General features: G+C 66.7%; 21 protein-coding genes. 11 read left to right on the forward strand and 10 right to left on the reverse strand.

Translation table 11 applies throughout. From position 1 onward, the window contains the following. Window positions 1–21 precede the first annotated feature (21 nt). Window positions 22–846, reverse strand: coding sequence for an ABC transporter ATP-binding protein (locus tag BRADO_RS31865; protein ID WP_012030317.1), 825 nt, complete (start codon window positions 844–846; stop codon window positions 22–24). After that, window positions 843–1,586, reverse strand: coding sequence for an ABC transporter permease (locus tag BRADO_RS31870; RefSeq protein WP_012030318.1), 744 nt, complete (start codon window positions 1,584–1,586; stop codon window positions 843–845). The genes BRADO_RS31865 and BRADO_RS31870 overlap by 4 nt, the downstream gene beginning before the upstream one ends. A gap of 452 nt (window positions 1,587–2,038) precedes the next feature. Between BRADO_RS31870 and BRADO_RS31875 the strand changes: the two genes are divergently transcribed. After that, window positions 2,039–3,262, forward strand: coding sequence for an MFS transporter (locus tag BRADO_RS31875; protein ID WP_012030319.1), 1,224 nt, complete (start codon window positions 2,039–2,041; stop codon window positions 3,260–3,262). 419 nt (window positions 3,263–3,681) lie between these two features. Beyond that, entirely contained in the window at window positions 3,682–5,400 is a 1,719-nt protein-coding gene (locus tag BRADO_RS31880) for an amidohydrolase family protein (RefSeq protein WP_012030320.1), read from the forward strand. A gap of 202 nt (window positions 5,401–5,602) precedes the next feature. On the opposite strand, the gene BRADO_RS31885 is transcribed toward BRADO_RS31880, so the two are convergent. Next, window positions 5,603–6,913: an MFS transporter gene (locus BRADO_RS31885; protein ID WP_041757905.1), complete on the reverse strand. Its 1,311-nt coding sequence runs from the start codon at window positions 6,911–6,913 to the stop codon at window positions 5,603–5,605. 259 nt (window positions 6,914–7,172) lie between these two features. On the opposite strand from BRADO_RS31885, the gene BRADO_RS31890 reads away from it, so the two are divergent. Genes BRADO_RS31890 through BRADO_RS31905 form a run of 4 tightly spaced genes read left to right on the forward strand, consistent with a single transcriptional unit; the run spans window position 7,173 to window position 11,782 of the window. Next, window positions 7,173–7,832 (forward strand): ABC transporter ATP-binding protein, encoded by a 660-nt coding sequence (locus tag BRADO_RS31890; protein ID WP_041757213.1) that lies wholly within the window; start codon window positions 7,173–7,175, stop codon window positions 7,830–7,832. Continuing rightward, a complete protein-coding gene (locus BRADO_RS31895) occupies window positions 7,829–10,291 on the forward strand; it encodes an ABC transporter permease (RefSeq protein ID WP_012030323.1) in 2,463 nt (820 codons plus the stop codon). The genes BRADO_RS31890 and BRADO_RS31895 overlap by 4 nt, the downstream gene beginning before the upstream one ends. Next, window positions 10,281–11,363, forward strand: coding sequence for a lipocalin-like domain-containing protein (locus BRADO_RS31900; protein ID WP_012030324.1), 1,083 nt, complete (start codon window positions 10,281–10,283; stop codon window positions 11,361–11,363). The genes BRADO_RS31895 and BRADO_RS31900 overlap by 11 nt, the downstream gene beginning before the upstream one ends. Window positions 11,364–11,389: 26 nt before the next feature. Then, window positions 11,390–11,782 carry an MAPEG family protein gene (locus BRADO_RS31905; RefSeq protein WP_012030325.1) on the forward strand — a complete coding sequence of 131 codons (393 nt, stop codon included), beginning with the start codon at window positions 11,390–11,392 and terminating at the stop codon, window positions 11,780–11,782. Window positions 11,783–11,950: 168 nt separating this feature from the next. On the opposite strand, the gene BRADO_RS31910 is transcribed toward BRADO_RS31905, so the two are convergent. Beyond that, a complete protein-coding gene (locus BRADO_RS31910) occupies window positions 11,951–13,138 on the reverse strand; it encodes an ABC transporter substrate-binding protein (RefSeq protein ID WP_012030326.1) in 1,188 nt (395 codons plus the stop codon). A gap of 313 nt (window positions 13,139–13,451) precedes the next feature. Between BRADO_RS31910 and BRADO_RS31915 the strand changes: the two genes are divergently transcribed. From BRADO_RS31915 to BRADO_RS31935, 5 genes are all read left to right on the forward strand, one after another. After that, window positions 13,452–15,002, forward strand: a complete 1,551-nt coding sequence (locus BRADO_RS31915) for an AMP-binding protein (protein ID WP_012030327.1) — start codon at window positions 13,452–13,454, stop codon at window positions 15,000–15,002. A 96-nt stretch (window positions 15,003–15,098) separates the two neighbouring features. Next, window positions 15,099–15,848 (forward strand): CBS domain-containing protein, encoded by a 750-nt coding sequence (locus BRADO_RS31920; protein WP_012030328.1) that lies wholly within the window; start codon window positions 15,099–15,101, stop codon window positions 15,846–15,848. 12 nt (window positions 15,849–15,860) lie between these two features. Continuing rightward, window positions 15,861–16,166: a cytochrome c gene (locus BRADO_RS31925; RefSeq protein WP_012030329.1), complete on the forward strand. Its 306-nt coding sequence runs from the start codon at window positions 15,861–15,863 to the stop codon at window positions 16,164–16,166. A gap of 315 nt (window positions 16,167–16,481) precedes the next feature. Beyond that, a complete protein-coding gene (locus tag BRADO_RS31930; protein WP_012030330.1) occupies window positions 16,482–17,864 on the forward strand; it encodes a sensor histidine kinase in 1,383 nt (460 codons plus the stop codon). Further along, window positions 17,851–18,213, forward strand: a complete 363-nt coding sequence (locus BRADO_RS31935; protein WP_083795004.1) for a response regulator — start codon at window positions 17,851–17,853, stop codon at window positions 18,211–18,213. Before BRADO_RS31930 ends, BRADO_RS31935 begins: the two co-directional genes overlap by 14 nt. Before the next feature lie 51 nt (window positions 18,214–18,264). Here the strand turns inward: BRADO_RS31935 and BRADO_RS31940 are convergent, their stop codons facing one another. The 6 genes from BRADO_RS31940 to BRADO_RS31965 form a co-directional block, all read right to left on the reverse strand. After that, window positions 18,265–20,220 (reverse strand): acetyl-CoA carboxylase biotin carboxylase subunit, encoded by a 1,956-nt coding sequence (locus tag BRADO_RS31940; RefSeq protein WP_012030332.1) that lies wholly within the window; start codon window positions 20,218–20,220, stop codon window positions 18,265–18,267. 26 nt (window positions 20,221–20,246) lie between these two features. Beyond that, window positions 20,247–21,863, reverse strand: coding sequence for an acyl-CoA carboxylase subunit beta (locus tag BRADO_RS31945; RefSeq protein ID WP_012030333.1), 1,617 nt, complete (start codon window positions 21,861–21,863; stop codon window positions 20,247–20,249). A 131-nt stretch (window positions 21,864–21,994) separates the two neighbouring features. Continuing rightward, a complete protein-coding gene (locus BRADO_RS31950) occupies window positions 21,995–22,861 on the reverse strand; it encodes a 3-keto-5-aminohexanoate cleavage protein (RefSeq protein WP_012030334.1) in 867 nt (288 codons plus the stop codon). A gap of 77 nt (window positions 22,862–22,938) precedes the next feature. Continuing rightward, a complete protein-coding gene (locus tag BRADO_RS31955) occupies window positions 22,939–23,745 on the reverse strand; it encodes a helix-turn-helix domain-containing protein (protein ID WP_041757907.1) in 807 nt (268 codons plus the stop codon). Between the two features lie 250 nt (window positions 23,746–23,995). Next, complete coding sequence (locus tag BRADO_RS31960; RefSeq protein ID WP_012030336.1) at window positions 23,996–24,652, reverse strand: glutathione S-transferase family protein; 657 nt, start codon at window positions 24,650–24,652, stop codon at window positions 23,996–23,998. Beyond that, on the reverse strand, window positions 24,652–25,821 hold the full coding sequence (locus BRADO_RS31965) for an acyl-CoA dehydrogenase family protein (RefSeq protein ID WP_012030337.1): 1,170 nt from the start codon (window positions 25,819–25,821) through the stop codon (window positions 24,652–24,654). The genes BRADO_RS31960 and BRADO_RS31965 overlap by 1 nt, the downstream gene beginning before the upstream one ends. Window positions 25,822–25,945: the final 124 nt, after the last annotated feature.

The following is a 25,945-nucleotide window of genomic DNA, read 5'->3' on the forward strand; positions in this document are numbered from 1 at the left end:
ACGCCTCCCTGTGATCGTTTTTCAGTCTGCAGCAACGAATGAATGTGCCGGCGCCGTCGTCGCGGTGTACTCGTCCATCACGAGGCGGCCGACGCGGGCCCGCAACTCGGCAAACTCGCGCCGCTCGCGCAGCTGCTCCGTGCGCGGATAGGCGAACGGCACCTCGACGATGTCCTTGACCCGGGCCGGACGCGCCGTGACGACCACGATCCGCGAGGCGAGGAACACCGCCTCCTCCACCGAATGCGTGATCAGCATCACCGATTTGCGTTCGGCGGCCAGGACGCGAAGCAGCAGGCTCTGCATGTGGATGCGGGTCTGCGCGTCGAGCGCGCCGAACGGCTCGTCCATCAGCAGGAAGCGCGGCTTGACCGCGTAGGCGCGCGCGATCGCCAGGCGTTGGCGCATGCCGCCGGACAGATGCTTCGGATAGGCATTGGCGAATTCACTGAGACCCATCAGCGCGAGATAATGCGCGCAGATCTCGTCGCGCTCGGCGGCCGGCACGCGATTCGCTTTCAGGCGCAGCCCGAAGGCGATGTTGTCGCGCACGGTGAGCCAGGGGAACACGCCGTAGTCCTGGAAGATCACGCCGCGCTCCGGGCTAGGCCCCGTCACGGGCCGATCGTCGAACAAGATGCGTCCGGAGGTCGGGGCCTGGAACCCCGCAAGCATGTTCATCATCGTGGTCTTGCCGCAGCCGGACGGACCGATCACCGCGACGAACTCGCCTTCGTCGATGTCGTAGCTGATGTCGTCGATCACCGTCAGGCGACCGCCTTTCGTATCGAAGCCGAGCGACACATGGTCGAACCGCGCCCGTCGCGCTCCGGCACGGCTCGTCATGCGACCGCCCGGTCCTGCCACACCAGCAGCCAGGCGCTGAGCCGGCGCAGCAAGGTGTCCATGATCAGCGCAACGGCGCCGATGCAGATGATGCCGACATAGATGACGTCGAGCAGGAAGTAGGTCGAGGCGTTCTGGATCGTTGCGCCGAGCCCGCGCTGCGCGGCGATCAGCTCCGAGGCCACCAGCGTCGCCCAGGTCACGCCGAGCGCGACGCGCAGCGCCGTCAGGATGTGCGGCACCGTCAGCGGGATGATCACCTTCAGAAAGGTCTCGAGCTCGGTCGCGCCAAGCGTCTGCGCGACACGGATGTAGAGCGGCGTGATCTGCGAGACGCCTTCATACATCACGATCACGCCGGAGAAGAACGCGGCGTAGAACAGGATCACCAGCTTGGCGAGTTCGTCGACGCCGAAATAGACGATGACCAGCGGAATGAGCGCGATCGGCGGCAGGGCGCGGAAGAAGTTGATCAGTGGGTCGGCGAAGCTGCGCGCCGGCCGGTACCATCCGATGAGAAAGCCAGCCGGCACCGCTGCCGCAATCCCGAGCGTCACGCCGGCGAACACGCGGCGCGCCGAGGCGAAGATGTCGTAGAGCAGGCCATGATGCAGCAGCAGGTCGACGAAGCGCGCACCGACCTGCTGGGGCGATGGAACCAGGGCGTCGTTGACGAAGCCGCTCAAGCGCACCGCGTACCACAACATGAGGACGCAGATCCAAGGCGCGAGGCGCAGCACGAAGGTTCTCAGACCACGCACGTGCATGTCACATCTACTCGCACTTGCTCGCTCGATCGCGTCCGACCATAGGCCATGCAGAATCACCATACAAGTTGCATGGGAACCAGGTTGCACGGTGAGGGCCATACGTGGCACGCAGATGGCAGAGGCAGCGTAGTTCACGCGGAAGTTGATCTGGTATGCAGTTCTTAGTCCCGACGGCCCTTTTGACGCGTTGTCTGCGCGCTGATGAGGACGAGGTGGCAATGTCGAGCACGGCGGGCAGCGCCGCCGGGGTCGCGGCAGACGCATGTTCCGCGCACGTGCCATGCAGTAGCGTTCATGGACAGTGAACCACAATCGTCGATAGTGTGACGCTTCGTCGCGCCACGGCGCGAGAGCGCGCGACCGGGGGTGAGCCGTCGCGACAATCCAAACGCATATGGACCCGGGAGCCGAACGGATCACGCATGGCTGACGTTCTTGCCGCATCGCAACATAGCGGTGCTCCGGTCCGGGCCGCCTCCTCGCTGCGGACACTGGCGCTGATCTCGCTCGCCCATTGGGTCAGCCACCTGCACATGCTGGTGCTGCCGATGCTGTTTCCCTATCTCAAGCAGAAGCTCGGGGTCGGCTATGTCGAGCTCGGCTTTCCGCTCACCGTCTTCGCGGTGGTCTCGGCGCTGACCCAGGCCCCGGTCGGCTATCTCGTCGACCGCGCCGGCGCTCGCCGCATCCTGCTGCTGGGCCTGACGCTCGGCGGGCTTTCGCTCGCGATGCTCGGTGTCTACCTGAGCTACGCCAGCCTGGTCGTCTCGGCCGTGCTGCTCGGCCTCGCCAATGCGGTCTATCACCCCTCCGACTACGCGCTGCTGTCGGCGCATATGGAAGAGAGCCGGATGGGCCGCGCCTTCGGCGTGCACACTTTTGCCGGCTATCTCGGCGGCGCAGTCGCGCCGGCCGTCATGGCCGCGCTGGTCACCACCGTCGGCGGCTCCGGTGCGCTGATCGCAGCTGGCCTGGTCGGGCCTCTCGCCGCGTTGCTGCTCCTGGTCGGCAACGTGCCGGAGGTGCCGCCGCATCCGCACGCCACCAAGGCTGATGGCACCAAGGTCAAGCAGCCGGGCCTGCTGACGCCGATGCTGATGCTGCTGACCGTGTTCTTCATGCTGCTCAGCCTGTCCAACGCCGGCATCTCCAGCTTTGGCGTGGTCGCCTTCATGAACGGCTACGGCATCTCGTTCTCGACCGCCAACATCGCGCTCACCGCCTTCCTGGGCGCCAGCGCGGTCGGCGTGCTCGCCGGCGGCCAGCTCGCCGACCGCATCCGTCATCACAATCTGGTCGCTGCGGTCGCCTATGCGATCAACGCCGTGCTGGTGCTGATCATCACCTTCGTCAGCCTGCACCCCGTGCTGCTGGTTGCGATCATGCTGACCGCGGGCTTCATGAGCGGCGTGATCGCGCCGTCGCGCGACATGCTGGTGCGCAACGCCGCCCCTCCCGGCGCCGCCGGCCGCGCCTTCGGCATCGTCTCCACCGGCTTCAACTTCGCCGGCGTCGTCAGCCCGCTGCTGTTCGGCTGGATCATGGACATGAACGCCCCGCGCTGGGTGTTCGGCACGTCAGTGGTGTTCATGCTGCTGACCATCGTGCTGGCGTTCTTCACCGAGCCGAAGAAGAAGATGACGTAGCTGTCGTCGTGGGGTAGGCAGAGCTCAGCGTGCCCACCGCCAAGACCATCGCGGTGAACGGTGGGCACGCTTCGCTCCGCCCACCCGACGCAAGGGCTCCGGTTTTTGTTAGTCCGGCAACGCTGTCAAATGCAGCGCCCTCTCCCCTTGCGGGAGAGGGCATGTAGGACGTTTCAGCAAGCTCGGTCGGGTGAGGGGTATCTCTCCGCGAGTGCGCCTGTGGAGAGATACCCCTCACCCGACCGAGCGAATGGATAGGCCGGCGATGCCCTCTCCCGCAAGGGGAGAGGGCGCAGCAATGAGCACTGCAACGGCTGGGCTTGGGTCCCGACGCAACCCAGCCCTCACCTCCCGCGTGTTGACATCATCGTCGGCCGGCCGATGATGCGGTCAACAACAACATCCGGGGACGACACGCCATGACGCAGCCTGATCTCGTGATCCGCGGCGGAACGATTGCCGATGGCTCTGGCGGCGAGCTGTACGAAGCGGATGTCGCTATCACAGGCGGCCGCATCGTCGACGTCGGCAGGATCGCCGCGTCCGGGCGCGAGGAGATCGACGCGCGCGGCAAGCTCGTGACCCCCGGCTTCGTCGACGTCCACACCCATTATGACGGCCAGGTCACCTGGAGCCACGACATCTCGCCGTCGTCGCAGAACGGCGTCACCACCGCGATCATGGGCAATTGCGGCGTCGGCTTCGCACCGTGCCGGCCGGCCGACCACCAGCGGCTGATTCAGCTGATGGAAGGCGTCGAGGACATTCCCGAGCCGGTGCTCGAAGCCGGCATTCCCTGGGAGTGGGAAAGCTTTCCCGATTATATGGAATGGCTGGGCAAGCGCTCCTTCGATCTCGACATCGGCGCGCAGCTGCCGCATGCGGCGCTGCGCGTCTACGTGATGGGCGAACGCGGCGCGCGGCGTGATCCGGCCACGGCCGACGACAGCCGCGCCATGGCGGCGCTGGCGCGCGATGCGGTCAAAGCCGGGGCGCTCGGCTTCTCCACCTCGCGCACGCTCAACCACCGCACCTCGACCGGCGACTACACGCCGACGCTCAAGGCCGGCGAGGATGAGCTGACGACCATCGCGAGCGCGATGCACAGCGCCGGCCGCAGCGTGCTGCAATTCGTGCTCGACATCTCCACCATCCACGAAGACCTGCCGATGATGCTGCGCATCGCCGACGCAACGAAATGCCCGATCTCGTTCTCGGTGACGCAGAACGATCGCGCGCCGCAGCGCTGGCGGCAGACGTTGGCGGAGATCAACGCGGCGGCCGCGCGCGGCCTGTCGGTGACGGCACAGATCGCGGCGCGCCCGGTCGGACTGCTGCTCGGGCTGGAATTGTCACGCAACCCGCTGCAGACCCATCCGAGCTACCAGGCGATCGCGCATCTGCCGCTGTCCGAACGCGCCGCGCGGATGCGCGATCCGCAGCTCCGCGCGGCGATCCTGAGCGAGCAAGCCAGTGCGACCGACGACCCGCTGTTCTTCAAGCCGAACTACGACAAGATGTACCTGCTCGGCGATCCGCCGGACTATGAGCAGCCGCCGGAGCGGTCGCTCGGCGCCCAGGCGCGTGCGCGCGGCTGCCGGCCGGAGGAGCTGGCCTATGATGCGATGCTGACGGACGGCGGGCGCGGCATGCTCTACGTGCCGTTCCTCAACTATTCCGACGGCAACCTCGACGCCACCTATGAGATGCTGCGCGACCCCAGCAGCGTGCCAGGCCTCAGCGACGGCGGCGCGCATTGCGGCATCATCTGCGACGCCAGCTTCCCGACCTATCTGCTGACGCACTGGACCCGCGACCGCACGCGCGGCGACAGGCTGTCGATCCCGTTCGTCGTCGCGGCGCAGTCGCGCAAGACCGCGCTCTCCGTCGGCCTCGGCGATCGCGGTCTGATCGCGCCCGGCTTCAAGGCCGACGTCAACGTCATCGATTACGACCGGCTGCATCTGCATCCGCCCAAGGTGCATTACGACCTGCCGGTCGGCGGTCGCCGGCTAATGCAGGACGTCGACGGCTACGAGGCGACGATCGTGTCGGGCATCGTCACGCGCAGGCACGGCGAGGCCACCGGCGCACGGCCGGGGCGGCTGGTCAGGGGCGCGCGCGCTGGGATGCAATAACCTCAGCGCGAGCGTTCCCGCGTCGTCCACTCATCCTCGGTCGTCCCGGACGCGCGCGCAACGCGCTCGCCGATCCGGGACCGATAACCACAGGGAGCTGTTTGGGGCACCTTGGTCGATCGAGGCCGCCCAGCCACGATCGACGGTGGCTATGGGTCCCTGCGCAAGGCCGGCACGACGCCGAATAGATGGCGCGCACTCCTCACGCAAATTCCGGCGCGACCGCCTCATCCACCTGCAGGCGCGCGCGTTCTGTGTTCGGCCAGAGCAGCGCCAGTCCGAGCAGGCCGGAAATCACCATGATGACCGCGTTGATGGTGAAGCCGGACATGTAGCCTTCGAGCATGCTGCCGGAAGCCTGGATCATCTTGCCCATCACGACCGGCGCGATGATGCCGGCCAGCGTGTACAGGGCACCGTAGATCGAGATGACGGCGCCACGCTGCGCGACCGGCGTGAACTCGCCGATCATCGGCGGGCAGACGACGTAGATCGAGCCGCACAGGCCTGATCCGACCACGACCAGCGCGATCTTGGCCGACGCCCCGTCCACATGCGGCATCGCGGCCATCAGCGCCCCGCCGATCACCAGCGGCGTCGCACCGAGCACACCGCGCGCCAGGCGCGTGGACACGCCGCGCGCCATCAGCATCTGCGATGCGAAGCCCGTCGTCAGCACCACGCATGCGCCGAAGATCCACGGCAGGATCGAGATGAAGCCGGCCTGCGCCTGCGAGAAACCGAGGCCCTTGATCAGGAACGGCGTGAACCAGGTCAATCCGAGCGACAGCGCCCAGTAGGCGCCGAAGGTCGCCGCCACGCAACCCAAGAAGGTCCTGCTGGTCAGGATCTGCAGATACGGCACGCGCTGTTCGCGGACGGCGACCGGGTCCAGCTCCGCCAGCGGTCCTTCCCGGCCGAGCCACAGCCACGCCGCGCTCCACATCAGGCCGACCACGCCCAGCGCGCCGAACGCATAGTGCCAGCCATGATTCACGATCACCCAGTTCAAGGCGGGCACCGCGAGGATGACGCCGAACGCGGAGCCCTGCGACAGGATCGCGGTCGGCATCGCGCGCTTCTCGTCGGGAAACCATTTGTAGATCGCGTGAACCGCGACCGAGGCTGCCGGACCTTCGCCGGCGCCGAGAATGATTCGGCAGATCAGCAGCGTCGTGAAGCCGACGGTGCCGACCATCGGGAATTGCGCCACCGCCCACACCAGCGCCAGCACCAGGAGGACCCAGCGCGTCGGCACCTTGTTGACGATGAAGCCGACCACGATCGCCGCGAGGGAGAACAGCAGGAAGAACGACGAGCCGAGCAGCCCGAACTGCTCGGCGCTCAGATTGAGCTCGGTCATGATCGGAACGCCGGCGAGGCCGACAACGATCTTGTCGGCAAAGTTCACCAGCATGAACAGAAACAAAAGGAAGGTGATCCTCCACGCGCCCTTCGGCGTGGACGCCGTGCTGGCGCGGGCATTGCTCTTGAGCGTCGTTGGCGCGGCCATCATCCACCCCCGTTGTTTGTTTTGATCCGCCTCTGTGCTTCGGGCGTTTTGTCGATGCTACCCACGAAGCGCCGCTGCGCGCAACCCGATCGCGCACTAAGCCTCTGTTGCAACGCGAGAATTTCACTCTCGAGCTGCGCGAGGACCACCACGCAATCTCGCCGCGAGAGGACGTGCGATCACATCATGCGCTCTGCGAAGAACGAGCGCGTGATGTTCGCGTTTGCCCTTGTTATGCTGTGATGCAACAACCCCGATCATGCTCGTGCTCAGCGTTCGTCATCTCACCAAATCCTACCGATCCGGCGGCGAGCCGATCAAAGTCCTCCGCGGCGTCGACCTCGACGTGGCCTCCGGCGAGCGCGTGGCGCTGACCGGCGAATCCGGCTCGGGCAAGAGCACGCTGCTGCATCTCATTGCCGGGCTCGATGCGGCCGATGACGGCGACATCACGCTCGACGGAGCGTCGGTCGGCGCGCTGGACGACGCCGGCCGCGCCGCAATCCGGCGCGAGCGGCTCGGGCTGGTGTTCCAGCAGTTCAATCTGGTGCCGAGCCTGTCGGTGCAGGACAATCTCAGCTTCCAGGCGCGGCTGGCCGGGCGGCACGATCCGGTCTGGCACACCGAACTGGTGGAGCGGCTCGGCCTGAAACCGCTGCTCAAGCGCTATCCCGAGCAGCTGTCCGGAGGCCAGCAGCAACGCGTCGCCATCGGCCGCGCGCTGGCGATCAAGCCTGCGCTGCTCCTCGCGGACGAGCCGACCGGCAATCTCGACGAGGACACCGCCGACGAGGTGATGGCGCTGACGCGCGATCTCGTCGCGCGCACCGGCTGCGGCTTCCTGATGGTGACGCATAGCGCACGGCTCGCGGCGATGCTCGACCGCCACGTCCATCTGCATGCGGGCCGCGTCGCATGAGACGCGCGGTGTGGATCCTCGCCGTGCTGCTCAGCCACTGGCGGCGGCATCCGATGCAGCTCGCGACCTTGCTGATCGGCCTGATCTCGGCCACCGCGCTGTGGAGCGGCGTGCAGGCGCTGAACCAGCAGGCGCGCAGCTCCTATGATCGCGCCGCGGCGATCTTCGGCGGCGCGCGCACGCCGATGCTGGTCGCCAAGGACGGCAAGATGCTGCCGCAAAGCGTGTTCGCCGCCTTGCGCCGCGCCGGCTGGCCGGTGTCGCCGGTCGTCGAGGGTCGCGTGCAGATCGATGGCCGCTCGATCCGGCTGCTCGGCATCGAGCCGTTCAGCATTCCCAAGGAGGTCGGCGATGCGCCGACGGTCGGCCGCAGCGAGCTCGAGGCGTTCCTGACGCCGCCGCACCGGACGCTGATCTCGCCGGAGACGCTGGCCGAAATCGGACTCAAGGACGGCGCGACGCCGCGACTCAGCAACGACGCGGTGCTGCCGCCGCTGATGGCGCAACAGCAGCTCGCGCCCGGCGTGCTCGTTGTCGACATCAGCGACGCGCAACGGCTGCTCGACAAGCCCGGCCAGATCTCGCGGCTCTTGCTCGGCAAGACGACCGCGCAGCGCGCGCCGTTGCAGAGTTTTGCGGACGGCCGCCTGCAGCTGGTGCAGCCGGAGGCCGAGACCGATCTGGAGCGGCTGACCGACAGCTTCCATCTCAACCTCACCGCGTTCGGCCTGCTGTCCTTCGTCGTCGGCCTGTTCATCGTCAACTCCGCGATCGGCCTCGCCTTCGAGCAGCGGCTGCCGGTGCTGCGCACCTTGCGCGCCTGCGGCGTGTCGGCGCGTCAGCTCAACGCCGTGCTGATCGGCGAGCTCATCGCGTTCGCCCTGGTCGCGGGCATCGTCGGCCTGGTCTGCGGCTATGTCATCGCAGCGACGCTGCTGCCGAACGTCGCCGCGTCCTTGCGTGGGCTCTACGGCGCGCAGGTGCCGGGCGAGCTGAGCCTGCGGCCGGAATGGTGGCTCGCGGGCCTTGTCATCAGCGTGGCCGGCGCGCTCGCGGCCGCCACCACCAGCCTGGTCAAATCGATGCGGCTGCCGATCCTCTCGACTGCGCAGCCTTACGCGTGGCAGGAGGCGCAGCGGCGCTGGCTGCGGCTGCAGAGCGCGGTCGCGCTCGCCTTCTTCGTCGCCGCCGGGCTGCTGCTGTGGCTCGGGCAGTCGCTGCTCGCCGGCTTCGGCGTGCTCGCGGCGATGATGCTCGGCGCCGCGCTGCTGCTGCCCGCGATTCTCGAATTCGTGCTGCGGCTCGGCGAGCACGGCGCGCGGGCGGCGCTGGCGCAATGGTTCTGGGCCGACAGCCGGCAGCAGATCTCGGGCCTGTCGCTGGCGCTGATGGCGCTGCTGCTGGCGCTCGCCGTCAATGTCGGCGTGGCGACGATGGTAGAGACGTTCAGCCGCACCTTCCTGGTCTGGCTCGATGGCCGGCTCGCCGCCGACATCTATATCAGTGCGGCCGATGAAGCGCAGGCGCGCGACATTCAGGGGTGGCTGCGCACGCGGCCCGAGGTGCAAGCGGTGTTGCCGGGCGGCCGCGCCGAAACGCAACTGTCGGGCGCGCCGATCGATGTGCTCGGCCTGCCCGATCACGACACGTATCGCGAGCACTGGCCGCTGCTACAGGCCGGCCCCGATGCGTGGAAGCAGCTGGTGCGAGGCGATGCCGGCTTCGTCAGCGAGCAGCTGGCCCGGCGGCTCAATCTCTCGCTCGGCGACGCCATCGACATCCCCGCACCGGCCGGCGACTGGCACATCACGGTGGCCGGCATCTACGCCGACTACGGCAATCCGAAGGGCCAGGTCACCGTGAACGTCGCCGCGCTGACGCGGCGTTTTCCGGCGACGCCGATCACGCGGATGGCGGTGCGCGCAGCGCCCGCCGACGTGCCCAGACTGATCGCTGATCTCGGCGAGAAGTTCGGCCTCGACGGCCGCAACGTCGTCGACCAGGCCAACATCAAGCAGGAGTCCAAGCAGATCTTCAACCGCACCTTTGCGGTGACCGGCGCGCTCAACACCTTTACGCTCGGTGTCGCCGCGATCGCCCTGCTGACGAGTCTGCTGACCTTGGCGAACTCCCGCCTGCCGCAACTCGCACCTTTATGGGCGATCGGCCTCACGCGCCGCCGCCTTGCCGAGGTCGAACTGCTGAAGACGCTGTCGCTGGCCGGCCTCACCGCGCTGCTGGCGCTGCCGCTCGGGCTGGTCGTGGCTTGGTGCCTGATCGCGATCGTCAACGTCAAGGCGTTCGGCTGGCGGCTGCCGTTCGACGTGTTTCCGCTGCAGCTGATCCGGCTGTTGATCGTCACGCTCGCCGCCGCGCTGGTCGCCTCGCTGCTGCCCGTGCTCAGGCTGGCGCGGATGCAGCCGGCGCAGCTCGTGAGGACCTTCACCATTGAGCGCTAGAGCCACATTCACCCGACGCGGGCTGATCGGCTTGCTGGGCCTGCTGGCGCTGCCGCGGCTCGCCCGGGCGCAGGGCTTTGCGGGTCTTGCCGACAGCGGCGACGGCTTCACGCCGGTGACGCCTGGCAAGACCTTCAGCTTCCCGGCCGACCACGGCCCGCATGACGATTTCCGCATCGAGTGGTGGTACATCACCGCCAATCTAAGCGACGCCAGTGGCAAGGCCTACGGCCTGCAATGGACGCTGTTCCGCTCGGCAGCCCGGCCCGGGCCACAGGCCGAGGGCTTCGACAATCAGCAGCTGTGGATGGCCCATGCGGCGGTGACGCGCGCCGACAGTCATCGCTCCACCGAGAAATACGCGCGCGGCGGCATCGGCCAGGCTGGCGTCGAGGCCAAGCCGTTCCAGGCCTGGATCGACGATTGGCAGCTGCGCGGCACCGACGCGACCGACGATCAATCGCTGGCGCCGCTCGACATGAGCGCGAGCGCATCGGACTTCTCCTACGCGCTGCACCTGGAGGCGGATCATCCGGTGGTGCTGCAGGGCATCGGCGGCTACAGCCGCAAATCCGAGCGCGGCCAGGCGTCGTACTACTACAGCCAGCCGTTCTACCGCGCCCGCGGCCGCATCAGCTTCGACGGCACGCCGGTCGAGGTCACCGGCCAGGCGTGGCTCGACCGCGAATGGAGCAGCCAGCCGCTGGCCTCCGACCAGAGCGGCTGGGACTGGTTCGCGCTGCATTTCTCGGGCGGCGAGAAGCTGATGCTCTACCGGATGCGGCAGGGCAATGGGGACTACACGTCCGGTACCTGGATCACGGCCGACGGCGCGTCACGCCCGCTCGGCCCCGACGGCATCGCGATGCGGCCGACCGAGACGGTTGCGATCGGCGAGCGCAAGCTGCCGATCGGCTGGCACGTCGCGATCGCTTCCCTCGGCATCGCCATCGATACCGCGCCGCTCAATCCGAAGGCCTGGATGGGCACCCGCGTGCCGTATTGGGAGGGGCCGATCAGCTTCAAGGGCAGCCACACCGGGGTGGGCTATCTCGAGCTGACGGGGTATTAAAACGTATCGATCAAGGGGGGACCGCAATGTATCACTTCACGGCCATCGTGACCGTTCTCGCGCTGCTGCTCTACTTCTACATGTCGATCCTGGTGGGGAAGGCGCGCGTGCAATACGGCGTGAAGGCGCCGGCGACCACCGGCAATCCGGATTTCGAGCGCGTCTTCCGCGTGCATATGAATACGCTGGAATGGCTGCCGATCTTCTTGCCGGCGCTGTGGCTGTTCGCGATCTATGTCAGCGACGCGATCGCGGCGTTGCTCGGGCTGGTATGGATCGCCGGCCGCGCGATGTACATGGTCGCCTACGCCAAGGCCGCAGAGAAACGCAGCGCCGGCTTCGGCGTTCAGGCACTCGCCGCCATGGCGCTGCTGGTGGGCGCACTGATCGCGATCCTCTGGCGGCTCTTGCACGGCTGACCACCACATCCTCCACCGTCGTCCCGGGCTTGACCCGGGACCCATAACCACCGGCGGATGTTGTTAGCACGACGGCCCAACCTTGAACCTGCCCCAAGATAGATCACGCGGTATGGGTCCCGGCTCAAGGCCGGGACGACACCTCTTGTGTGGCGCGAGAGCGCGCGATCACTTCGTCAGCGGGCAGCCGCTGTCCTTGGGTGTGAAGAACGCCTTGTCGCCGGACACCGTGGCGAGCTGCTTGTAATAGTCCCACGGTTTCTTCGATTCCGACGGCTTCTTGACCTCGAACAGATACATGTCGTGGACCATGCGGCCGTTGGCGAGCACCTTGCCCTGCGCGAAGGCGTCGTCGACCGGCAGCTCCTTCAGCTTGGCCGCGACAGCGTCGGAGTCCTTGGTGCCGGCCGCCTTGACGGCCTTGAGGTAGGACAGCGTCGCCGAATAGGTGCCCGCATGGATCATGCTCGGCATGCGGCCGGTGCGCTTCATGAAGCGCTCGCTGAAGGCACGGGCCTTGTCGTCGTGATCCCAGTAGAAGCCCTCCGTGAGCACCAGGCCCTGCGCGGCCTCCAGCCCGAGGCCGTGCACCTCCGACAGCGTCATCAGCAGGCCGGCGAGCTTCTGGCCGCCCTTGACGATGCCGAACTCGGCCGCCTGCTTGATCGAGTTGGTGGTGTCGAGCCCGGCATTGGCGAGGCCGATGATCTTGGCCTTGGAGCTCTGCGCCTGCAGCAGGAAGGAGGAGAAGTCCGACGAGTTCAGCGGGATGCGCACCGAGCCGAGCACCTTGCCGCCCTTCGACGTCACGATGTCGCTGGTGTCCTTCTCCAGCGCGTAGCCAAAGGCGTAGTCCGCGGTCATGAAGAACCAGCTGTCGCCGCCGGATTCGACCAGCGCGCCGCCGGTGCCGACCGCGAGCGCGCGGGTGTCATAGGCCCAATGGAAGCCGTAGGGCGTGCAGGCATCGCCCGTGATCCGCGAGGTCGCAGCTCCCACCACGATGTCGATCTTCTTCTTCTCCTTCGACAGCTCCTGGATCGCCAGCGCCACCGAGGACGTCGTCAATTCGGTGATCATGTCGACACCCTCGGTGTCGTACCAGCGCCGGGCGATGGTGGAGGCCAGATCCGGCTTGTTCTGGTGGTCGGCGGTGACGAGCTCGACCTTCTGCCCCAGCACCTCGCCGCCGAAATCCTCGATCGCCATCTTGGCGGCCTCGACGGAATATTTACCGCCGTAGTCGGCATAGACGCCCGACTGGTCGTTGAGGATGCCGATCTTGACCTGTGCCGATGCCGGCGCGGCCACCATCAGCGCACCAACCGCAGCAAAAGCCAGCAAGCCCAATTTCATATGGTCTCTCCCGAGTTTCTTCGTTGTGGCGTCATTCGTTGTGGAATGCCCTGTTCATGTTATGCCAGAATCCCGACCGCGCCCATCCCTTCCCGCCCTAGCCAAAGGACGGAGGGGCGTGTTGAGGGTGGTGGGTTCCTCCGCTACAGTCCTGCTCAAGCAACAACGAGCCCGTCCCGACGGGATGGCGCGCGCGGACGGAAACAGCCTGCAGTCGTGACGCGAGCCATCGCCCGCGCCCCGTCATCGTGCTCCCTCCTGCGCTCGCGCCGCCCTGCGGAATATGCGGCAATCGCTGCCCGAGGGAGGACACATGTACACCGGCAAGCACGCAAGGCTGCGCCCGCTGCAGCCCGCCTTCATCATGGCCTCCACCGGCGAAGCGGTGAACTATCGCGAGCTGGAGGCGCGCTCGAACCGCCTAGCGCATCTCTTTCGCAAGCGTGGCCTGAAGCGGCTGGACCATTATTCGATCTTCATGGAGAACAACAGCCGCTATCTCGAAGCCTGCGGCGCCGGCGAGCGCTCCGGCCTGTATTTCACCTGCGTGAACTCGTACCTCACGCCGGGCGAGCTCGCCTACATCCTCAATAACAGCCAGTCCCGGCTCCTGATCACCTCGGTCGCGAAGCTCGACGTCGCGCGCGAGGCGCTCAAGGAGGCGCCCGGCATCGAGCTGTGCATGGTCGCCGACGGTCCGGGAGAGGGCGATCGCATCGTCGGCCTGCAGGAGGCGATCGCCGGCCTCCCGGCGACGCCGATCGCCGACGAATGCATCGGCACGGCGATGCTGTACTCCTCCGGCACAACCGGCCGGCCCAAGGGCATCCTGCGGCCGCTGCCGGAGCAGCCGCCGGTGCAGCAGTTGCCGATCTTCGACTTCCTCGAGAAGCTGTGGCGCTACCGCGAGGGCATGATCTATCTGTCGCCGGCGCCGCTGTATCACTCCGCGCCACAAGCCGCCGTCAATCTCACGATCCGCGCTGGCGGCACCGCCATCATCATGGAGAATTTCGATCCGGAGCGCTACCTGCAGCTCGTCGAGCAATGGGGCATCACCCATACCCAGCTGGTGCCGACGATGTTCTCGCGCATGCTGAAGCTGCCGGAGGAGATCCGCACCCGCTACGATCTGTCCTCGCTGGAGATCGCGATCCATGCCGCGGCGCCCTGCCCCGCGCAGGTCAAGGAGGACATGATCCGCTGGTGGGGGCCGATCATCCACGAATATTACGGCGCCACCGAAGGCCTCGGCTTCACCGCCTGCGACAGCGAGCAATGGCTCGCGCATCGCGGCACCGTCGGCAAGGTGCTGTTCGGCGACCTGCACATCCTCGACGAACACATGCAGCCTTGCCCGGCCGGCACCGCCGGCACGGTGTGGTTCAAGACCGGTTCGCCGTTCGAGTATTTCAACGACCCCGAGCGCACCCGGGAGGCGCGCTCGGCCGACGGCACGATGAGCACGGTCGGCGATGTCGGCTATGTCGATGCCGACGGCTATCTGTATCTCACCGACCGCGCCACCTTCATGATCATCTCGGGCGGCGTGAACATCTATCCGCAGGAATGCGAGAACCTGCTGATCACGCATCCGAAGGTCGCCGACGCCGCGGTGTTCGGCGTGCCCAATACCGATCTCGGCGAGGAGGTGAAGGCGGTGATCCAGCCGATGTCCGGCATCGTGCCCAGTCCTGCGCTCGAGGAGGAGCTGATCGCGTTCTGCCGGCAGTCGCTGTCGCGCCAGAAGGTGCCGCGCTCGATCGACTTCGAGACGGAGCTGCCGCGGCTGCCGACCGGCAAGCTCTACAAGCGTCTGCTGCGCGACCGCTATTGGGGCAACAAGACCTCGCGGATCGTGTAGGACGCCTGACCGGAGGTTGATCCTGGTCAAGCGGGCGCGGCGCGACGTCGCTATGCTTCGCCGATTGCGACCGCAGCGATTTCGCGAGACGACGACATGCGCGCTCATCAAATCATGACCCGATCGGTGATCACGGTGACGCCGGGAACCCCGGTGGCCGAGGCGGCCCGGATCATGCTGCGCAACCATATCGGCGGGTTGCCGGTCATCGATGCCTCTGGCCGGCTGGTCGGAATGGTCACCGACGGCGACTTCCTGCGCCGCGCAGAGCTCGGCACCGAGCGCAAGCAGGGCCGCTGGCTCGACCTCCTGGTCGGACGCGGCCGGATCGGCGCGGATTTCGTCCATTCCCATGGCCGCACCGTCGGCGACATCATGAGCCGGCCGGCCGTCACCGTCGGCACCGATGCGAGCCTTGCGGAGATCGCCGAAGTCATGGAGAAGCGCAGCATCAAGCGGCTTCCGGTCATGAATGGCGACCAACTGGCCGGCATGGTGACGCAGACCGATTTCGTGCAGACGCTCGCGGACCTCGCCACGACCGTGCCGGCCCCGACCCGCGATGACGACGTGATTCGCAGCGCCATCCTCGATGCGCTCGATCAGGCGGCCTGCAAGCATTGCCGCTTCAACGTCGTCGTCCGCAACGGTATCGCGCATCTCAGCGGTGCGGTGCGCCACGAGGCCGAACGGGCCACCGCGATCGTGGCGGCGACGAGCGTGCAGGGCGTTCGTGAGGTGCGCGACCACATGTGGATCTATCCGCCGCCGGAGGACGAGCTCGGCGGCGGCGATATCGTCTCGCTGCAGGAGCAGCCGTCGACCGACGACGACCAGCCACTGTGAGGAGGGCCGCCGGTGCGCCACGCCACTGCGTTATCGATCGCGCTGCTTGTTCTGGCGTCGGCCGGCGCTTCGGCTGACGACCTCGAGCACGGGCATCAGCTGGCCTCGCGCTGGTGCGCCGCCTGCCATGCCATCGGTGGGGAGCCGTCCCGATTCCGCCGCGCCCAGCCGTTCGCCGCCATCGCCACAAAGCCGGGCGTGACCCGGGAGATGCTGGTGAAGTTTCTGCTGCTCCCGCACGCGACCATGGCCAACAATCCGCTGAGCGCGGCCGATGCGGCCGATCTTGCGGACTACATCCTCAGCCTCGGACAATAGGCCCAAGCGGTATCTGCCGGCAGGCTGGCACCGCGCCGTACTCTGAAGGCGGGCTGCGGCCGCACCCGCCGCTTTTCGCGGCAGATCCACCGGAACAAAACTGTCCAGTCTGCGTTTGGTGTACGCGCCATCCCGAGCTGGAGCACGTCGCATGACCCCCCTTGGTCTGCCGACGGCGCGGCTCCGTTTCGCTCGTTGCCGGAAAAAACTAACAATATGCAGCGAACGAGATAGAGCTTGCATTCGTACACAAACGAGTTGGTAATCGGGTGCGCGGCATCGTCTCTGCCGAACTGCTAGCAAGGAGCGTGCGACGTGCACGGAATGCCCGGCGCCTCCACCGCCCCCCAAATGACCGATGACGATACGGCCTATCTCGCCGCGATCGTGAGCGCATCCGCCGATGCGATCTTCGGCACGACCATTGAAGGAATCATTCGCAGCTGGAACGGGTCTTGCGAACGGATGTTGGGCTACAGCGCGGCCGAGATGATCGGCCAGCCGGTGATGGACATCATTCCGCCGGAGCTGAGAGAGGAGGCCCAGGCGATTCGGCAACGTGTCGGCAGCGGGGAAGCCGTTGAAGGCTTCGAAACAGTCCGCCTCACGAAGGATGGGCGGCCGATCGAGGTTGCCGCGACCTTCTCGCCGATCCGCGACCGTCACGATCGGATCATCGGGATCTCCGGAATCCTGCGCGACGTAACCCAGTCGAAGCAGGCGGAACGCGGCGCGGCGATGCTCGCCGCGATCGTCGCCTCGTCGTCGGACGGCGTGGTCAGCAAGACGCTGGACGGCACCGTCACCAGCTGGAACAAGAGCGCGGAGCGCATCTTCGGCTTCTCGGAAGCCGAGATGATCAACCGCTCGATTCGCACCATCATTCCGCTCGAGCGTCAGGCCGAGGAGGACCGCATCCTCGCTACCGTCGTCTCGGGCGGGATGATCGACAATTTCGAAACGATCCGCCTGCGCAAGGATGGCGCGCAGATCGACGTCTCCGTGACGGTCTCGCCGGTACGCGACGCGAGCGGCCGCATCATCGGCGCCTCGAAGATCGTGCGCGACATCACCGACAAGCGTCAGACGCGCGAGCAGCTGCGCACTTTGCTCGCCGAGGTGAACCATCGCAGCAAGAACATGCTGTCGCTGGTGCAGGCGATCGCGCGTCAGATGACGCGGCACGGGCGGCAGCTCGACCTCAACCGTTTCCTCGCGCGCCTGCAGGCAATCGCTGGCAACCAGGATCTCCTGATCCAGAACGACTGGCGTTTCATTCCGCTCGTCGACCTCGTCCGCTCGCAGCTCGGCGCCTTCCGCGACCTGATCGGCAACCGCATCGCCATCGACGGTCCGCAGATCGAGCTGACGCCGGAGGCGGCGCAGGCGATCGGCATGGCGATCCACGAGCTTGCGACCAATGCGGCCAAGTATGGCGCGCTGTCGGATCATGACGGGCGCGTCGCGCTGACTTGGTCGCGCGATGGCGACACATTCGTCATCAACTGGCGCGAGAGCGGCGGACCGCCGGTGTCTGCCCCGGAGCATCACGGTTTCGGCAGCCGCGTGATCTCGGACATGGTCCGGGCCGGACTCGACGGTACCGTGCAGGTCGAGTTCGCCCCGCCGGGGCTGAGCTGGCACCTGAGGTGCCCCCTGCAACGCATCAGCCGCGGCAACAGCCATGCCCCTCGCTGACAAGATCAACGTCCTGATCGTCGAGGACGATCCCATGATCGGCTTCGACCTCTCCGTCGAGCTGGAGGAAGCGGGCTTCGCCATCGTCGGCGTCGCGCCCACCGTGAGCAAGGCGCTGCATCTGCTCGAGCGGCACCGCTGCGATCTCGCGGTTCTCGACGTCAACCTCGGCCATGAGACCTCGGCCCCGATCGCCCGCGCGCTGATGGCCGAAGGCGTGCCTTTCGTCGCCGTCACCGGTTACGCCGTCGACCAGTGCCCTGAAGAATTCGCCACCGCGCCGCTGCTGTCGAAGCCGTTCCAGACGTCGCGCCTGGTCGCAACGTTGCGGCGCCAACTGCCGCGATGAGACGCAGCTTAACTCCTCACCCGATCAGACAGCGAAACCACGGCCCGGCAATCACCGCTTGATCTCGATCACGATCTGTCCCGTCGTCACCTGATCGCCCTCAGCGACCGCGATCGCACTCACAGTCCCGGCCAAGCCGGCCGTGTGGACGTGCTCCATCTTCATCGCTTCCAGAGTCAGCACCGGCTGTCCCGCGGCCACCTGATCGCCGGCCTTGACGAGCATGGCGACGACGCGGCCGTTCAACGCGGCGCGCACCTTGCCATCACCGCCGGCCGCCGCGGTGGACTGCGGCGCCCCCAGCGTGAGGTCGCGCAGCACCAGCGTCCGACCACGCGACTGTACGAACAGCCGATCACCGTCGCGCGCGAAGCGGACGACGTCGACGACGTCGCCCCGGCGGATTCGAATCGTATCGGCATCGAGCGTGACGATCTCGCTGCGCTGCTCCGCGCCATTGTGCGTCACACAATAGCTGCCGTCACGATCGCGCGACAGCTCGCACTCCCTCAACTCGCCGCCAAGCTCGAAACGGAGCGGCGTCGCAAAGGTGGCGGCGAGCGAACGCCCCCGGCGGACGGGATGCGCCAGCGGGTGACTGACGGAGAGCAGCACGGCGAGCAGCGCCATATCCTCCGCAGCGATCAAGGGCGCCCTCAGCTCGTCGCGATGTGTTGCGATGAAGGCTGTGGTCGCCTTGCCCGCCGCGAACGCCGGGTGCCGCAGACAGGACAGCAGAAACCACTGGTTGGTCACGACGCCCAGCGCGACCGCCTGCTCCAGACCCACGATCAGACGGGCCCGCGCCTCCTCACGGGTTGCGCCGTGGCTGATCAGCTTGGCGATCATCGAATCGTAGTCCGGCGGAATCTCCGTTCCCGATTCCAGCGCATGCTCGACGCGGACCGTCTCCGGCATCTGCCACAGCGCCATGCGCCCGGATCGTGGCATGAAATCCTGCGCCGCATCCTCCGAGCACAGCCGGACCTCAATGGCGTGGCCAACGAAGCTGATCTGCTCCTGACGCAGCGGTAGCGGCTCGCCGGCGGCGACGCGAAGTTGCCACTCGACGAGATCGAGCCCCGTCAACGCCTCGGTCACGGGATGCTCGACCTGCAGCCGCGTATTCATTTCCATGAAGTAGAACCGGCCGTCGCCATCGAGCAGGAATTCGAGCGTCCCAGCTCCCTCATAGCCAAGCGCCTTGACCGCCTGCACCGCGACCGCACCCATGCGTGCGCGTAGCTCCGGGCCGACGGCCGGCGACGGCGCCTCTTCGATCAGCTTCTGGTGCCGCCGTTGCACCGAGCAGTCGCGCTCGCCGAGATGCACGGCGTTGCCATGGCTGTCTCCGAACACCTGGATCTCGATGTGACGCGGGTTGGCGATCGCCTTCTCCAGGATGACGGTGCCGTCGCCGAACGCCGCAGCAGCCTCCGAGCGCGCGCTGCGCAGCAGATCCGGGAATGCATACGCCTCGTTCACGAGCCGCATACCGCGACCGCCGCCGCCGGCGACGGCCTTGATCATCACCGGGAAGCCGATGCGCTTCGCTTCGCGGAGCATCGCCTCGTCACCCCCATCCTCGCCCTGATAGCCGGGCACGCAGGGTACGCCGGCGCGCTGCATGATCGTCTTCGCGCCGGCCTTGTTGCCCATCGCCGCAATCGCATCCGGTGACGGGCCGACGAAGACCAGACCCGCGTCCTTGCAGGCCTGAGCAAAATCCTCATTCTCGGCGAGAAAGCCGTAGCCGGGATGCACGGCGTCCGCGCCGGTCGCCTTGGCCGCGGCGATGATCGCGGCAATATTCAGATAGGACTGCGCCGGCGGCGGCGCGCCGATGCGAACGGCCTGGTCGGCAAGCCGGACATGCGGGGCATCAGCGTCGACATCCGAGTAGACGGCGACGACGCGGTAGCCGAGTCGGCGCGCGGTCCGCATCACACGCAGCGCAATCTCGCCGCGGTTGGCGATCAGCACCTTGTGGAAGGGCCTGCGCGACATCGTCTTCTCTCCGCTGATGTCCCTTGTCATGGCCGGGCCACCGAGAACTGCATCCGCTGCGGCGCGCGCGCTTCGGCCTCGCGGCAGATCGCCAGCACCTCCGACAGCACCGCGCGGGTGTCGCGCGGATCGATCACGCCGTCGTCGAGCACGCGCGCCGACGTCGCGAACACGTCCATCTGGCTGTCGAACACGCCGATGATCTGCGCCTTCATGGCATCGAGCTTGTCGCGCTCGACCGGTTTGCCGCGGCGGGCCGCGGCCGCCTCCGTGACGATCGCCATCGTCTCGGCCGCCTGCTCGCCGCCCATGACAGCCGTCTTGGCGTTCGGCCATGAGAAGCAGAAGCGCGGATGGAAGCCGCGGCCGCACATGCCGTAATTGCCGGCGCCGAACGAGGCGCCGCAATAGATCGTGATCTGCGGCACCGTCGCCGAAGTCACCGCCTGGATCATCTTGGAGCCGTGCTTGATCATGCCGGCCTCCTCATAGGCGCGGCCGACCATGTAGCCGGTGGTGTTGTTGAGGTAGAGGATCGGCGTGCGGCTCTGGCAGCAGGCCTGGATGAAATGCGTCGCCTTGTTGGCGCCGGCCGGGTCAAGCGGGCCATTGTTGGTGACGATGCCGATCGCCTCGCCCTCGATCCGGGCATGGCCGCACACGGTCGCAGGGCCGTAGTTCGGCGACATCTCGACGAAATCGCTGTCGTCGACGATCCGCGCGATCACCTGGCGCATGTCGACGGGGCGCTTGTGATCGAGCGGCATGATGCCGAGCAGCTCCTCCTGATCGTAGCGCGGCGGCTTTGCCGCGCACGCTTCGTGCGACGGCCGGTCCCAGTTCAGCCTGCCCATGATCTCGCGCGCGATGCGCAAGCCGTCGCGATCGTCCTCGGCGAGATAGTCGCCGAGGCCGGAGATCGCGGTGTGCATCTCGGCGCCGCCGAGCTCCTCCTCGGTGGCGATCTCGCCGGTCGCGGCCTTCAGCAGCGGCGGCCCCGCGAGGAAGGCGCGAGTGCGGCCGCGGACCATGACGATGTAGTCGGACAGACCGGTCTGGTAGGCGCCGCCCGCGGTCGACGAGCCGTGCGTCACGGTCACCACGGGGAGCCCCGCTGCCGACAGCCGCGCCAAATTGCGAAAGATGTTGCCGCCGCGCACGAAGTCCTCGACGCGGTAGCGCAAGAGGTTGGCGCCGGCGCTCTCCACCAGTTGCACGTAAGGCAGCCTGTTCTCCAGCGCCAGCTCCTGCACGCGCAGCGTCTTATCGAGGCCGTAGGGCTGCAGCGCGCCGGCATCGATGGCCGCGTCGTTGGCCGACACCATGCAGCGCACGCCCGAGACGAAGCCGATGCCGGCGATCACGCCGCCGCCCGGCACGCTCTTCGCCGGATCCGGCGTATCGAACATGTAGCCGGCGAGCGTCGACAGCTCCAGAAACGGCGCACCGGGATCGAGCACAAGCGCGACGCGCTCGCGCGGCAGCAGCTGGCCGCGCTGATGGAAGCGGTCCTTGGCCGCCGCAGAGGCCTTGCGCGTCCGCGCCTCCAGTTCGCGCATCCGCGCGATCAGCCCGAGCATGCCGTCGCGATTGGTTTGAAAGGCGGCGCCCGTGGGAGAGATGGTGTTGTCGATGATGGCCATGGAGTTTGGCTTACGAGTACCTTGGGATTAACGAGTTCGTCATTGCGAGGAGCGCAGCGACGAAGCAATCCAGACTTCCTGTTTGGCCCCTGGATTGCTTCGCTGCGCTCGCAATGACGGCACTCGATTTGTCAGTTGATAGTCCCGAACATCTGCCGCGCCTCGGCAGGGCTCGCGATCTCACGCCCCGCGCGCCGGGCGCAGGCGGCGATCGCCTCGATCAGCTGGCCGTTCGAGGTCACCTTGGTGCCGTCGCCGAGATAGAACGTATCCTCGAGTCCGGTGCGCAGATGGCCGCCGAGCTCGGCGCAGCGCTGGTGCAGCGGCCAGATCTCGGCGCGGCCGATCGCCGTGACCTGCCAATGCGCCTCCGGCAGCTTCAGCTTGAGCAGGATCGGCAGCAGCTCCGGATCCGCGGGCATGCCCGATGCCACGCCCATCACGAAGTTGTATTCGAGCGGACCCGCATACATCCCGGTCTGGCGATACATGCCGACGCAGCGCACAATGCCGACGTCGAAGCACTCGAACTCCGGAATCGTGTTCACGGCCTTCATGACCGCGAGATAGTCGCCGATCTTCTCGACCGAATTGTCGAACATCATCGGCGGCCAAGCCCAGCTGTTGTCGGCCTTGACCTTCAGATAGTTCAGCGAGCCGGCATTGCAGGCCGCGATCTCCGGCCGGGTCTCACGGATGCAGTCGAGCGCGCCTTGATAGCTCGGACCCGACACGCCCGAGGTGTGGTTGATGATCACACCGGGACAGGCCTCGCGGATCGCCTGTTGGATCTCGCGCGAAACCTTCACCTCCCACGAGGGAAGATGGCCCTTGCCCGGCGCCTGCTGGCGCAGATGGATATGCATGATCGCAGCACCGGCGTCATAGGCGCGGCGCGCCTCGCGCGCCATCTCCTCCGGCGTGACCGGCACGTTGTGCTGCCTGGGATCGGTGAGCACGCCGTTCAGCGCGCAGGTGATGACGGCTTTGTTGCTCATGCAGGACCTTGACTGATGACGACGGCCGCGACGCGACCGCCATCATCATGCGCAAGGCCCCGACAGATCTGCTTGCGTCAACGCGCTACCGCGATGTCCTGGCTGATCTCGCCGCTGCGATAGATCGCGAGATCGCGCGAGCCGGAGAAGATCGCGCGCGGCTTCAAGCCGTAGAAGCGGCGGATCGAGTGGCTGAAATGCGTGGAATCGGGATAGCCGATGTCCTGCGCGAGATGCGCGAGGTTGAGATCCTGGTTGGCGTAGTTGAGCAGGTGCCGCGCGCGCTTCCAGGCGCGGAACGAACGGAAGGAGATGTCGGTCTCCTCCTTGAACAGATGCAGGAAGCGCGAGGTCGACAGCCCCACGGCTGCGGCGCAGCTCTCCGCCGTCGCCGGCTCGCCGGAGAAGCGGTTGATCAGCCCGATCGCCTTGACCACGCGCGGATCGAGCGTCCGCTGCGGCAGCACCTCGCCGAAGCAGAGCCGGTCGAACACCGCGCTGGAGACGTCGCCGGAGAGCGGCCGCTGCACCAGCTCCTCATAGGCGGCGCGGATGCGGCAGGCATAGGCCTCGGCCTCGCGCGCGACCTTGGCTGCGAAGCGGTCGAGCGTTCCGATCGGCACGCTCTCAGGCTCCATGGTGACGACGATGACGGTACGGTAATCGCTCTCGATCGTGTGCTGCTTGTTCGGCGGCACTACCAGCAATTCGCCGGAACGCGCCTCGCCGCCCTCGGGCAACAGCCGCAGGCTGCCGGTCAGCGCGACATAGATATGGAACGCGCCCGAGCAACGCTGGCGCGGTCGGCCGAGCAGCCCGGCGTAGAAGACGCGCTCGGGCGTGATCAGCATGAGATGGCCGGACTCCCGGCGGGTCACGTCCATGGTCTTCACATCCATGGGATTCGCATCCATGGGTCTTCCTCCTGAGGCGCGGCTCTGTCGGCCGCTTCTTTGGGAAAGAACCATAGCGCAATTCGCGCCGCTGTCATCGGCGACGACTGCCGATTTTTGTCGCGGTTAACTCACCGATTCGAGATGTCCGTCATTCCGGGGCGATGCGCAGCATCGAACCCGGAATCTCGAGAATCCGGGTCTGGTCCTTCGGACCATCCCGGAATGACGGCGCCGACGGCTAGGGCCTGACGCGCGGCTTGATGCCCTGCTCGACGCCGGCGCGCTGCTCGGCGGCGCGGGCCCGCTGATAGCCGTCGCGCTGCTGCAGGCGCGCCCAATAGGCGGCGACATTCGGCCCGAATTCCTTGGACAGCCCGAGTGTGTCGGCAAGCCGAAGCGCGTAGCCGATGACGATATCCGCCGCGGTGAAGCGGCCGCCGCTCAGGAATTCGGCATTGGCCGTGGCTGCCTCCACCGCGCGCAGCCGGCCCAGGAACCATTTGGCATAATCCGTCGCGACCTGCGGCGAGCGCCGCTCCTCCGGCTCGAGCTGCGTGTATCGCAATACCAGCGTCTGCGGGAACGTGAGCGTCGCGTCCGAGAAATACATCCAGTTCAGGAATGCGCCGTAATCCTTCTCCTCAGGCTCGACCATCAGCGGCGTCGGGCCGTGCTTGACGCCGAGATAGTGGCAGATGCCGGAGGACTCCGTCATCTTCGTCTCGCCGTCGATCAGATAAGGAATCGTTCCGAGCGGATTGATCGCCAGATACTCCTTGGCCAGCACCCGCGGCGGGAACGGCAGCATCTTCAATTCGTAGTTGGCCCCGAGCTCCTCCAGCATCCACAGCGGGCGGAACGAGCGGGCGCCGTCGCAATGATACAGCGTGATCATCAGGCGTTCCCCGCCTTGGCCATGCCCGGCAACGTGCCCATCATCTTGCACAGGATCGTCAGCATCACCTCGTCGGCGCCGCCGCCGATCGAGCTCAGGCGCGAATCACGATAAGCGCGGCTGACCGGCGTCTCGTTCATAAAGCCCATGCCGCCCCAATATTGCAGGCAGGCATCGGTGAGCTCGCGGCCCAGCCGGCCCGTCTTCAGCTTCACCATCGTCGCGAGCCGCGTCACATCTTCGCCGGCCACCAGCGCCTCGGCGGCCTGATAGGTCAGCGCGCGCAGCAGCTCGACCTCGGTCTGCAGCTCGGCGAGGCGGAAATGGACGACCTGGTTGTCGAGGATCGAGCGGCCGAACGCCTTGCGATTTCGCGTGTACTCGATGGTCGCGTTGATGATCGCCTCATGCGCCTTGAGGCAGGCCGCGCCGGCCCACAGCCGCTCCTCCTGGAACTGCATCATCTGGTAGGTGAAGCCCATACCCTCCTCGCCGACGCGGTTGCGCTTCGGCACTCTCACATTATCGAAGAAGATCTGCGCGGTGTCGGACGAGCGCATGCCCATCTTGTCGAGCTTGCGCGCGACCTGCACGCCCCTGCTCTTCATCGGCACGCAGATCAGCGACTTGTTGCGGTGAACCGGGCCGTCGCTGGTGTTGGCGAGCAGGCAGATGAAATCCGCCTGCGTGCCGTTGGTGATCCACATCTTGCCGCCATTGATGACGTAGTCGTCGCCATCGGCGCGCGCCTGGGTCTTGATCGAGGCGACGTCGGAGCCGGCACCGGGCTCGGAGACGCCGATGCAGGCGACGTAGTCGCCGGAGATCGCAGGCGCCAGGAACTCCTTGCGCACGGTGTCGGAGCCGAACCGCGCCAGCGCCGGCGTCGCCATGTCGGTCTGCACCCCGATCGCCATCGGGATGGCGCCGCAATTGATGGCGCCGAGCTCCTCCGCCATCATCAGCGCGTAGGAATAGTCCAGTCCCTGGCCGCCGAACTCGACCGGCTTGTTGAGGCCGAGGAAGCCGAGGTCACCGAGCTTCTTGAACAGCTCATGCGCGGGGAAGATGCCGGCCTCCTCCCATTCGTCGACATGGGGGTTGATCTCGGCGGCGATGAACTTCTGCAGGATGCGGCGCGGTTCGTCGTGATCGGCGGTGAAGAGCATTCCATTTCCTCTCGTCAATTCGGGCGAGCCCAGTACACCCCGAAGCCATCCGGCCTCATGGTTCGAGACGCGCCAAGGGGCGCTCCTCACCATGAGGGTCTGCTGCCCGCCAAGTAAAAGCCCT

Source organism: Bradyrhizobium sp. ORS 278 (genome assembly GCF_000026145.1).
Classification (GTDB): domain Bacteria; phylum Pseudomonadota; class Alphaproteobacteria; order Rhizobiales; family Xanthobacteraceae; genus Bradyrhizobium.